This window comes from Hallella absiana, assembly GCF_025457485.1.
GTDB lineage: Bacteria > Bacteroidota > Bacteroidia > Bacteroidales > Bacteroidaceae > Prevotella > Prevotella absiana.
Genome location: NZ_JAMXSP010000031.1, coordinates 16,770 through 28,282 on the forward strand (window position 1 = coordinate 16,770; position 11,513 = coordinate 28,282).

Annotated in this window: 11 protein-coding genes and 1 pseudogene; 7 read left to right on the top strand and 5 right to left on the bottom strand. The window is 49.8% G+C overall.

The genetic code is table 11. The annotated features are described in order from the left end of the window. The first annotated feature begins 125 nt into the window (after window positions 1–125). The 4 genes from NG346_RS12100 to NG346_RS12115 all read left to right on the top strand — a co-directional run bounded on the left by NG346_RS12100 (window position 126) and on the right by NG346_RS12115 (window position 2,733). A complete protein-coding gene (locus tag NG346_RS12100) occupies window positions 126–1,058 on the top strand; it encodes a serine O-acetyltransferase (RefSeq protein ID WP_262278951.1) in 933 nt (310 codons plus the stop codon). Between the two features lie 55 nt (window positions 1,059–1,113). Further along, window positions 1,114–2,055: a YitT family protein gene (locus NG346_RS12105; RefSeq protein WP_262278950.1), complete on the top strand. Its 942-nt coding sequence runs from the start codon at window positions 1,114–1,116 to the stop codon at window positions 2,053–2,055. Window positions 2,056–2,290: 235 nt separating this feature from the next. Further along, on the top strand, window positions 2,291–2,521 hold the full coding sequence (locus NG346_RS12110; protein WP_262278949.1) for a DUF3791 domain-containing protein: 231 nt from the start codon (window positions 2,291–2,293) through the stop codon (window positions 2,519–2,521). Next, window positions 2,518–2,733, top strand: coding sequence for a DUF3990 domain-containing protein (locus NG346_RS12115; protein ID WP_262278948.1), 216 nt, complete (start codon window positions 2,518–2,520; stop codon window positions 2,731–2,733). Before NG346_RS12110 ends, NG346_RS12115 begins: the two co-directional genes overlap by 4 nt. 118 nt (window positions 2,734–2,851) lie before the next feature. On the opposite strand, the gene NG346_RS12120 is transcribed toward NG346_RS12115, so the two are convergent. The 4 genes from NG346_RS12120 to NG346_RS12135 all read right to left on the bottom strand — a co-directional run bounded on the left by NG346_RS12120 (window position 2,852) and on the right by NG346_RS12135 (window position 7,615). Then, window positions 2,852–3,715: an OmpA/MotB family protein gene (locus NG346_RS12120; protein ID WP_262288792.1), complete on the bottom strand. Its 864-nt coding sequence runs from the start codon at window positions 3,713–3,715 to the stop codon at window positions 2,852–2,854. A gap of 255 nt (window positions 3,716–3,970) precedes the next feature. Beyond that, window positions 3,971–4,873, bottom strand: a complete 903-nt coding sequence (locus NG346_RS12125; protein WP_262278946.1) for a Ppx/GppA phosphatase family protein — start codon at window positions 4,871–4,873, stop codon at window positions 3,971–3,973. Between the two features lie 44 nt (window positions 4,874–4,917). Beyond that, complete coding sequence (locus NG346_RS12130; RefSeq protein WP_262288793.1) at window positions 4,918–6,960, bottom strand: RNA degradosome polyphosphate kinase; 2,043 nt, start codon at window positions 6,958–6,960, stop codon at window positions 4,918–4,920. Window positions 6,961–6,997: 37 nt separating this feature from the next. Beyond that, the gene (locus NG346_RS12135) at window positions 6,998–7,615 is read right to left on the bottom strand and encodes a leucine-rich repeat domain-containing protein (RefSeq protein WP_262288794.1); all 618 of its coding nucleotides are present in this window, start codon (window positions 7,613–7,615) and stop codon (window positions 6,998–7,000) included. Window positions 7,616–7,856: 241 nt separating this feature from the next. Here NG346_RS12135 and NG346_RS12140 point away from each other — a divergent pair, with 241 nt between their 5' ends. The 3 genes from NG346_RS12140 (at window position 7,857) to NG346_RS12150 (ending at window position 11,130) form a co-directional block, all read left to right on the top strand. Next, window positions 7,857–8,870, top strand: coding sequence for an OprO/OprP family phosphate-selective porin (locus NG346_RS12140; protein ID WP_262288795.1), 1,014 nt, complete (start codon window positions 7,857–7,859; stop codon window positions 8,868–8,870). 88 nt (window positions 8,871–8,958) lie between these two features. Then, window positions 8,959–9,651 (top strand): response regulator transcription factor, encoded by a 693-nt coding sequence (locus NG346_RS12145; RefSeq protein ID WP_262278942.1) that lies wholly within the window; start codon window positions 8,959–8,961, stop codon window positions 9,649–9,651. A gap of 48 nt (window positions 9,652–9,699) precedes the next feature. Then, on the top strand, window positions 9,700–11,130 hold the full coding sequence (locus tag NG346_RS12150; RefSeq protein ID WP_262288796.1) for a sensor histidine kinase: 1,431 nt from the start codon (window positions 9,700–9,702) through the stop codon (window positions 11,128–11,130). 277 nt (window positions 11,131–11,407) lie between these two features. Here the strand turns inward: NG346_RS12150 and NG346_RS12155 are convergent. Then, window positions 11,408–11,513, bottom strand: a pseudogene (locus NG346_RS12155) (IS982 family transposase); the annotation flags it as partial.

The following is an 11,513-nucleotide window of genomic DNA, read 5'->3' on the forward strand; positions in this document are numbered from 1 at the left end:
GAGGAAGAACGCAATAATTTGTGAATGCGGAATGTCGTATTATGAATTATTTCTTGTAACTTTGCGCATGAATCCACAATGAAATGAGAAGGGAGGCAAACTTATTTTATCGAATGACGAATATTATGGAAGACAATGACATATTCTTAAAGAGCGTGGAGATGATGACACGTGTCTCTGACGATGAGCGTCGGATGGCCCCCCAGGGTGATACGCCTTTACCCTCGGTCGATGCACTGCGTGAGATGGTCGAACTGGTGAAGATGATCGTCTTCCCCGGTTTTTTCGACAAGCGGCAGATCGACAGCGACATCCGTTCTTACCATATTGGTGTGAACATGGAGCGGCTCTGTAGTCTCATGCGCAAGCAACTGACATTGGCTCTTTGCGCCGATGGCAGCGATGAGCACAGTGCAGAGGCAGAGGCCGCGGAGAAGTCCTTAAAGCTGATCGGACAACTGCCACTCATCAAGCATCTGCTCTACACCGATGTTGAGGCTATCTTCGACGACGATCCGGCAGCGTCCTCGCATAGTGAGGTCATCTTTTCCTATCCAGTCATTCATGCCATGATTCACTATCGCTTCGCTCATGTACTTCATGAGATGGGTATCCCTGTTATACCTCGTATCATCACTGAGCAGGCACATGCCAATACAGGTATCGACATCCATCCGGGTGCCAAGATAGGGGAGTATTTCTCCATCGACCACGGTACGGGTGTAGTTATCGGTGAGACTTGCGTCATTGGCAATCATGTGCATCTCTTCCAAGGTGTCACACTCGGTGCGGCACACACTGAGAATCCTTATTACACACTCCACCAGTTGCCCAACGAGGAGACGCGGCGAGACCACTCACGCCTTGTGCCACGCCACCCGGTGCTTGAAGATCACGTCACGGTTTATTCCAACTCCACACTGCTGGGGCGCATCACCATCGGACATGATACGGTTATCGGCGGTAACGTGTGGCTCACACACAGCGTGCCGGCCAATTCTACCATCATGCAGAGCAAGGCTATGGACGTGAGTTTCACTGGTGGACTGGGTATTTAAGGATAGCAAGCAGATGAAACTGTCATGATATAGAAACATTATTAGTGTCTCGTGTATGAAAAAGAAGAGTATTATCAATGAGTTGCGTGACTACTTGATGATCACGATAGCGATGATCTCCTATTGTATCGGGTGGAACGTATTCCTTTTGCCTAACAATATCACCACGGGTGGTGTGCCGGGTATTTCTTCGGTAGTCTACTGGGGTACGGGCATTCCGGTGCAGGTGACTTATTTCGTCATTAATGCTTTCCTGCTTATTGCTGCCCTGAGAATCCTGGGATGGAAGTTCTGTGTGAAAACGATCTATGCGGTGGTGGTGTTGACGTCGCTCACCGCCTTGGCGCGACACAACCTCGTTGGTACCCATCTGCTCGCTGACCAGCCTTTTATGGCAAGTATTATCGGTGCTATGTTCTGCGGTGGTGGAGTAGGACTGGGACTGGCCAATAACGGATCTACGGGCGGTACGGATATCGTGGCGGCCATCGTCAATAAGTACCGCGATATCTCCTTGGGCCGTGTCATCATGCTCTGCGATATTGTCATCATCACCTCTTCTTATCTTGTTCTTCACAACTGGGAGCAGGTCATCTATGGCTATGTGGTGCTGATGGTCACCGCGTTTTGTATCGATCAGGTTGTCAACTCCATGCGTCGCAGCGTGCAGTTCTTCATCATCTCTGACAAGTACCGCGAGATAGCTTCGCGCATCGCGGTCTATCCCCATCGTGGTGCTACGGTCATCGAGGCGCACGGCTTCTACACGGGCCATCAGGTGAAGATGCTCTTCATCATGGCCAAACGCCGTGAGAGTAACACCATCTTCCAGATCATCAACGACATCGACCCTCGTGCTTTCGTCACTCAGACCAATGTCATCGGTGTCTATGGTGAGGGCTTCGACAAGTTCAAGGTGCACAAGATGACCAAGAACGGCTATGAGATCATCAACCGTGAGAGAGCGGAGATAGAAAAACTCGAAGAACAGAACTAATAATTCTCTTTGAGATAAAGAGCAAGGGGGGCTATGCCGTGCGGCATAGCCCCCCTTATATAATAATAGAAGTGATCCTTACTTGTTGTTGCTCTCCTCTGGGAACAAAGAAATCTGTGTGGTGATGTACGAACAGCATCACACAGAAAAAATGATGGCATTTGGATAATATGAAGAGAAAGACTTGCTTCATTCGAATAGAATGTTTATTTTTGCAGTAAAAAGGAATATGTCTATGGCTACTTCAAAAAATGATAGGTTTAGAATACCTTATATAAACATGATCATCCGGGCATTTGGGGAACATTTCCAATTGTCTGTCCAGCAGGCCTGCAGCTATCTTTACCGCTGCAAGGGTATTCATTATTTAGTGGATCATTATGATGTGGAGCATACTTTGCCAGTGGAAGATACTATTGAAGCCTTGGCCAGTGTGTGCCGAAGAAATGGAGGACTGCTTGCATGATATTATATCACGGAACAAATGTAGACTTTAATAAGATAGATATCTCAAAGTGTTTACCTTATAAAGACTTTGGATGTGGCTTCTATCTTACTGATATTCAGAAGCAGGCTAAGCATATGGCCCGACGCAAGTTCGATGCTTTTGGAGGTGGTATGGTAGTCCAAGAACACTTCTTTATACAGAGAGTCCAGATTATTTGTATCTCATCTTAAAATACGAATACCAAAATGGCAAGTTGCCAGAAACGGCGTAAATGTCTTTTGATATAATCACATAAAGGGGGCTATGCCGTGCGGCATAGCCCCCCTTATATAATAATAAGAGTGATCCTTACTTGTTGTTGTTTTCCTCTGGAGCCTTGTCGATGAGGTCCATGAACTGGTCGAGCTTCGGCGTGATGATGATCTGAGTGCGGCGGTTGCGCTGTTTGCCGAGTTCTGTGTCGTTGCTGGCCACAGGGTTGTATTCGCCACGTCCGCCGGCGGTCAGTCGCTTAGGTGCCACACCGAAGTGATCAATGAGATACTGAACTACGCTGGAGGCACGCAGAGCACTGAGATCCCAGTTGTTGCGGATGTTCTTCATGGATGGTGCGGCTGTGTTAACAGGCACGTTGTCGGTGTTGCCCTCGATGAGCACGTCATAGTCCTTGTAGTCAGTGATGATCTTGGCGATCTTGCTCAGCGTCTCCTGGGCACGGTCGTTGATCTCGTAGCTGCCACTCTTGTAGAGCATGTTGTCGGCGAGACTGATATAAACAACGCCTTTGAGCACTTGCACGTCGACCTCTTTCATCTCCTCCTTGCTCAGTGAGCGGGTGAGGTTGTTGGTGAGTACCATGTTGAGCGAGTCGCTCTTGCTCTTGACCTCCACGAGATGGCGGATATACTGGTTCGACTCGTTGATCTGGTCAACGAGTTTTGAGATGTTGATGTTGTTGGCGTTGGCATTGTTGAGACTCTTGTCGAGAGATCCTTGCAGCGAGGCGTAGTCTTTCTTAGCCTGAGCGAGCTGATCCTCCAAGGAGCTGACGCGAGCCTGAGAGGCAGCGAGTTTTTCCTTGGCATCCTGATAGTTGGCGGTCAGTTCACGATTTTCTGTTTGGCAATTCACCAAGTCTTTTTTGCTGGCGCAGCTGCTGACGAGCATAGTGCCGGCGAGCAGAGCTACAATAGCGATGTTAGTCTTCTTCATATTATCTTGTTTTTATTTATAAATGTCGTTTCATATATTGCGTTGACCCCGGAACCCTTCGTAATGGAGTCATCGTAAAGCCATTTTATTGCAAATATCGTTATTATGACGCAAAAAAGAAAGGAAAGTTGCATGAAGTTAGTTTATTTTAACCACATAAGAGTACTTTTTAGTTTCTTTTGGTAGGAGATAGCAGGAAAAAGAAATATCCACGCATCAGGAGCAACGATGCGTGGATAAAGATTCCGACTATGCTTATGGTTTCACCTTTGCCGTTTTCATGTCGCGGTAGAGTCCGTCGACGATGGAGTCGGCAAGCGAGATATTGGGTACCATGATCTCGTCGCATCCGAGTTGCTTGCTCACGTCGAGGAAGATGCGGGCAGCGGGAACGATGACATCAGCACGGTCGTCCTTGAGGTTGAACGAGATCATGCGCTCCTCAATGCTCATCGGCTTGAGCATGGAGTAGAGCCGTTGCAGTTCGGTGATGGAGAGCTTCTTGTTTTTGCTTTCTTTGCTGATCTTGAACAGCTTGTTGATATTACCACCCGAACCGATGATGTGTATGTCGGGGTATAGCTTGGCATATCCTTGCAGATCAGCCTCCATGGCTTTCCAGGCTTCAGGAGTGACGCGGTCAGAGAGCAGACGCAGTGTACCTATATTATAGGAGTGGCTTTCGGCGAGCGTGCCGTCATGGATGAGCGAGATCTCTGTGCTGCCACCGCCCACGTCGACGTAGGCGAAGTTGCCTTCATTGGAGTCGGTCTTCTCCACAAGGTTGTTGACAAGCAGCAGTGCCTCGTCGGGACCTTTGACCACCTCCAAGTCGAGTCCGCTCTCCTTCTTAATCGTCTTGATCACCTTCATACCGTTTTCGGCATCGCGCATGGCCGACGTGGCACAAGCGCGATAGGCATCGACGCGAAAGACCTTCATCAGTTGCTTATAGGCTTTCATCATGTGGATCATCATCTCCTCACGCTCTTTCGACACCTTGCCGAGCGTGAAGACATCCTTGCCCAAGCGCAGAGGCACGCGCACGAACATCAGTTTGCGCACGCGTTCCAATCCGACAGCCTCGTCGTCGAAGGCCTTGATGAGCAAACGGGCTCCGTTGGAACCAATATCAATAGCTGCTAATGTACATTTCATATTTCTTTCTTTAAATGGGCGGGTAGAGTGATGTGGATAGTCTTCTACTCGTTGTGTTCCAAATAATATTTGTAGAGTTCTTCCTGGCTGCGGAAAAGTTCGCCCTGTTGCAGTTGGTCGGTACCCTTTCCGTCGACGAGTCGTCCGTTGGTTGTGTCACGCAGTCCGTATTCCACCGTGCGTCGCAGATCTTCTTTGAGATCCTCGTCATAGACCGGTGTCATCACCTCGATGCGACTGAGCAGGTTGCGTGGCATCCAGTCGGCCGAGCCGAGGAAGTATTTGTTCTTTCCTCCATTGCAGAAGATGAGGATGCGGCTGTGCTCAAGGTACCGGTCGATGATGCCTACGACATGGATATTGTCCGACGCACCCGGTATGCCCGGCACGAGTGAGCAGTTGCCACGCAGCACAATGTCGACCTTCACGCCGGCTTGCGAAGCCTGATAGATTTTTGCCACCACGTCGGGATCGGTGATATGGTTGATCTTGATTTTTGCCCAAGCCTCTTTGCCCTCTTTAGCGTTCTTGATCTCTGTGTCGAACATGTGTAGGATACGGTTCTTCATAGCGTTGGGCGAGACGAGCAGCTGACTAAAGCGTACCTGCTGGAACGGTCGGTCGATGAACTGGAAGACCTTTGCCACCTCTGAGACTATTGACGGCCGGGCTGTCATCATCAGATAGTCGGTATACACCTTGGCGTTGCCTTCATGGAAGTTGCCGGTTCCCACGCAGGCGATGTCGCCTTTCTTGCTGCTGATATAGAGGAGTTTGGAATGGATCTTCAGTCCCTCCACGCCGAAGATGACATTTACGCCTTCCTCTTGCATGCGCTTGCTCCACTTGATATTGCTCTCCTCGTCGAATCGGGCGAGCAACTCCACCACGGCTGTCACCTTCTTGCCGTTGCGGGCTGCGCAGATGAGTGCCTTGACGACCTTGGAGTCCTTGGCCAGCCGATAGAGCGTGGTCTTGATTTCTTTAACCTCTGGCTTCAGTGCCGCCTCACGCAGCACACGGATGTAAGCGTCGAAGCTGTGGTAGGGGACATGGATAAACCGGTCTTTCTCACGGATGAGATCCAGAATGCTTTGCTCAGAAAGAAACTCCGGTTTCATCAGATGCTTCCATTTAGGATATTTCAATTCGTCGTGTCCACAGTCGGGGAACTTCATCAGATCCTTATGGTTTTGATAGCGTCCGCTGGCCAGCGAGGTGTCGAGTTCGCGGATGTCGAGGCGCTCAAGAATCTTTTTCTGCATGCTCTGTGGCATGTCGCGGTCGTAGAGCACGCGGATAGGTTCACCGCGTTTGCGGCTGTCCACGCCGATAGCGATACGCTCCATAGTACCGTAGTCGGCATCGTTGTCTACCTCCATCTCGGCATCTTTGGTGAACTTAAAGCTGTAGGCGCGAAAGTAGCTCGGCCTGAGTCCGATGAAGATAAATGGCAGGCAGAATCGGATGACGTCGTCGAGATACATGATGTTGTCGTATCCGTCGGAAGCTGGTATCTTAATGAAGCGTCCAAATGTCTTGTCGGGCACCTTGATGATGGCATATTTCGAGCGTGCATCTTTGATGATGGTTTTCTCTACGATCAGATAGATGCGGTTGTCTTCCAAGGTGCTCAGATCCTTGATTTCGCTGAGCCAGATAGGGTTTGTCGAACCGTTGAGTTTGTCGTAGTAGAAATTCTCAAGCCATTTCTTCTGTTCGTCGTTGAGCTGCGTCTCGTTGACCATTCTGACCTTGTGGAGTTCCAGCTCGCGGAACACCTGTCGTGTGGCTTCGGTGTATTCCTTGCTGTAGCTCTCGTTGAGCAGGTTGATGGTCTTGATCGTGCGCTTCACGTCCTGTTTAGTGCGCTTATCCACGTCGTTGCTGGCCAGGATGCGGTTGAGTGAGGCCACACGCACACGGAAGAACTCGTCGAGATTGTTGGAGTAGATGCCTAAGAACGACAGTCGCTCCAACAGAGGCACGTATTCTTTCTTGGCTTCCTGCAGGATGCGGTGGTTGAAATACATCCAGCTCACGTCGCGTTTGACGTAGAGGTTCTTGAGTCTGTCTTCCTTTGTCATGGTGCTATGTTGTTTGATGCTTGTGGCTGAGAATGGTCTATTTCTTGTTGTCTTTCTTAGCGGCCTTATTGCTTTTCTTGGCAGCTTTCTCTTCTTTTTTCCCTTTCTTTTTCTCCTCTTTGAGTTTTTTGCTGTTGTCCTCGTTGTGTCCCACGACCAGGTAGTTGATGTCGCCATCGTTGAGGTGCAGTGCCTTGCGCAGCGTTTTGACCATGTCGTCGGGCACAGAGATGTCGTGCAGCTCATCGCAGGACTCGAAGGCCTTGCGGCTGACTTTCTTCGGTGCACCCTCAAAGACCACACGCTTCAATCGGTCACAATCACTGAAAGCATACGGCTCGACCGTCTCCACGCTGGCGGGCAGCACGATCTTCTCCAGGGCATCGCAGTCAGCGAAAGCCTCGCGGGCAATTGTCTTCAAGCCTTTGGGCAATGTCACCTTCTTCAGATGTTTCTTGCGGGCAAAGGCCATCTCGCCGATTGTCTGCACGGTAGCCGGCACGCTGACCTCCTCACGGTCACCGCGTGAATAGACCAGTTGGGTGTGGTCGGTGTTGTAGACACCTTCCTCGTCAAAGGCGAAGTCCTCGCTGTCCAGCTTCTGCAATGCCAGTGTCAGGACAGCAGTCTCAAGTTTGCCGCCTTTCTTAGACATCTTTGTAATTCTCTCCAGTAACTCTTTCTTATTTGCTTTCATATGATTGTAAGTTGATATGCTCGTTTCCTTTCTGCTTGCAAAATTACCAATTATCTCTAACACATATTGTTCATATCTGTTACAATGATATTACGAAACTGTTTCAATGGCTATTGTCACGTCTTTGTAACATCTGTGTCACCTTTTCTAAACATGACAAGAGTAACTTTGCGGTCGTAAACACAAGAATGCAACACGTATGAAAAAGATTCTGTCGCTTGTGCTGTGCTTGCTGGCTGTCTGGTCGGCTCCGGCTCAAGAAGTAAACACCCAACCGCAGGTGCATGGCACGTTGCGCGGTAAGTATGAATATCAGACTTCAGAGGGTGAGGGACGTTTTGAGGTTCGCACGGCACGTGTCAGTGTCAGCGGCAAGCTGATGCCCGAGGTGGAGTACAAGGCAGAGATCGACCTTTGCGATGAGGGCGTCATCAAGATGCTCGATGCCTACACGCGGCTGAAGCCCTGGCGCTATTTCCAGTTCACCATAGGACAGATGCGTGTGCCGTTTACCATCGATGCCCACCGTTCGCCCGACCAGCAGTATTTTGCCAACCGCAGCTTCATCGCAAAGCAGGTGGGCAATGTGCGTGACGTAGGAGCCATGGCAGCCTATGATTTCCATGTGGGCTTCCCCATTCGTGTACAGGCTGGACTCTTCAATGGTTCGGGGCTGACTGGACAGAAGGACTACTGGACCAAAGGTGCGAATTTCTCCTCCAAGGTGCAGTTCTTCTTTCCCTTTCATACCGATCTGGTTCTCAGTGCGCAGAAGATCACCCCCAACCACAATACGATTATGATGTACGACGGCGGACTGACCTATCACCGTGGACCGTTTCTCAGTGAAGTGGAGTATTTATATAAGAGATATTCCCACCATCTATATAAAGATGTGCATGCCGTGGATGTCTTTGCCAATTACGACATTCCGGTTCGCGACAAGCGTTGCTTGATCAGAAAGGTGTCACCGCTTGTTCGTTACGATTTCATGACTGACCATAGTGATGGTACGAAATATGACGACAACGGCAACATGGTTACCACTGACTATCAGCGCAACCGTCTGACAGGAGGCGTGACGCTGAGTCTTGCCAAGCCTTTTATCTCCGATATCCGTATCAACTACGAGAAATATTTCTATCGCAAGGACGGTATTCCCAAAACATCAGAGAAGGACAAGATCGTTATCGAGTTTATGACTCATTTCTAATGTCGTGGGGAAAATTTTGCTTTAAAAGGCATGACTGGGATGTAAAACAGAAAAAATGATTATCTTTGCAATATAACATCAATAAGCAATGGAAGAAGAAAAGAAATACAAGATACTGGTCGTCGACGATGAGGACGACCTCTGCGAGATTCTCAAATTTAATCTTGAGACCGAAGGCTATCAGGTCACCACGGCCAATTCTGCCGAGGATGCGCTGAAACTCGATATAGCTTCTTTTGATCTTTTGCTGCTCGACGTGATGATGGGTGGTATGTCGGGTTTCGCCATGGCCAAACAACTCAAGGTCAATCCCTCGACAGCCAACGTGCCTATCATTTTCCTTACAGCACGCGACACCGAGAACGACACGGTCACGGGCTTCAACCTTGGAGCCGATGACTACATCTCCAAGCCGTTCTCCTTGCGTGAGGTACTCGTGCGCGTGCGCGCCGTGCTGCGCCGTACCTCTGAACGACAGGGCGCGGAGCCTGCCGTGCTGCGTTATCAGGGATTGGAGATGAACCTTGACAAGAAGACGGTGAGCATCGACGGTGCGGACGTGCCCTTTACCAAGACCGAGTTTGAGTTGCTACATCTTCTGCTTGAGGAGAAAGGGCGTGTGTTCTCACGTCAGGAGCTCATCGACAAGGTATGGCCCAAGGACGTACTCGTGCTCGACCGTACGGTCGATGTCAACATCACGCGTCTGCGCAAGAAGATCGGGCGTTTTGCCAAGTGCATCGTCACACGACTGGGCTTCGGCTATTATTTCGACGCTTAAAGGGTATGTGGTTTGGGACATAGCGTCCCATTATAATGGTTTGTGTTAATGGATAGATATTTTTGTAAGGTGAAAGCTATCTCTGTCGGCAATAAGCTCTATCTGACGGTCCTGTCTCTCTTCTTAGCTTTTGCCGTGGCGTTCATCGTCTTTCAGCAGGCCAGGGAGAAACAATACAAGATAGGGCTGCTGGAATCGCGGCTCGAGAGCTTTAATGCACAGATACATGAGGAGGTACAAGGTAAGCGGCAGCCGGTTGACAATACACTGACGGCTCTCGTGAAAAGTTTCAACAACAAGGAGTTGCGTGTGACTCTCGTGCGTAAAGACGGACGTGTGCTCTACGACAATTTCCGGCGCGACTATGCCCAAATGCCAAACCATGCCTCGCGCCCGGAGATCAAGGAGGCTCTGCGACAAGGACACGGCACGTCGCTCGCGCGACATAGCAGTACCCTCGACCGCGAGTATTTCTACTCTGCTACTTATTTCAAGAGCGACGGCATCGTGGTGCGCACGGCTCTGCCTTACGACAACAATCTGGCGAAGACTTTGCAGGCTGATCAGCACTTCATCTGGTTTGCCCTGGTGATCATTGTGTTGCTCACCCTCGTGCTCTACCGCTTTGTCAACCGCTTGGGTACAAACATCACCAAGCTCCGCATCTTCGCTTCGCGTGCCGACCACAACGAGAGCTTGGAGACTGAGGACCTCGCGGCATTCCCCGACGATGAGTTGGGCGAGATCGCCGAGCGTATCATCAAGATATATAAGCGTCTGCAGACCACACGGCGCGAGCAGGACATTCTCAAGCGACAGCTCACGCAAAACGTGGCGCATGAGCTCAAGACGCCCGTGGCCAGTATTCAGGGCTATCTCGAAACAATCCTTGAGAACCCACATATCGATGCTCCTACCAAGGAGATGTTTCTCCAACGCTGTTATGCCCAAAGCGAACGGCTCACCTCATTGCTCCGCGACATCTCCACGCTCAACCGGCTCGACGATGCACCTAACATGCAGAACTTCGAAGACGTGAACATCTCCGAGATGGTGCAGAACATCCAGAAGGAGACAGCCTTGCAGTTGGAGCAACGCCATATGACATTCCATAACTATCTGCCTGGCGAGCTTATCGTCAAAGGCAGCCAGTCACTGCTATACAGTGTCTTTCGCAATCTCACTGACAACGCCATCGCCTATGCCGGCGAGGGTACGTCGATCACGATCACCGCCGAGCGCCATACCGATTACTGGACGTTTGTCTTCAGCGACAATGGAGTAGGGGTGCCGCCCGAACATCTCTCGCGGCTCTTCGAGCGCTTCTATCGTGTTGATAAGGGACGCAGCCGCAAGATGGGCGGTACGGGCTTGGGACTGGCCATCGTCAAAAACGCTATCCTACTTCACAAAGGTACTGTTAACGTGCGCAACAACCCTGATGGTGGTCTTCGCTTCACATTCACTATAGCGATATAGAAGTGTCTGTTGCCTTATATTAAACCCAAATCGGTCGTTAGGGCCTTCTGAAGTAGATCTCTGATGACCGCCATTAGGAATGTTTTATGATTGACATGTGGAGAATTAAGCAAAATAAATGTATTGCGCAACAAAATAGCGTTAACTTATGTTGTAGCCACGCTTTGTCATAAGCTTTCTTATGGGATTTCGTCGACTTGTTGAATGTAGCTGTGTGTCCTGTAGCCAATGAGCGGTTTTGACCTTACTATTTTCTTATCGTAACCTGTTGGCGGAATTAATTTAGTGCATACTTAATTCTGCCAATGGGCTTGTCGTTAATGAAGTTTACGTATTGCAGAATGGTAAGTGCACTAATTTTGCCAATGATCCTGGCAAACAAA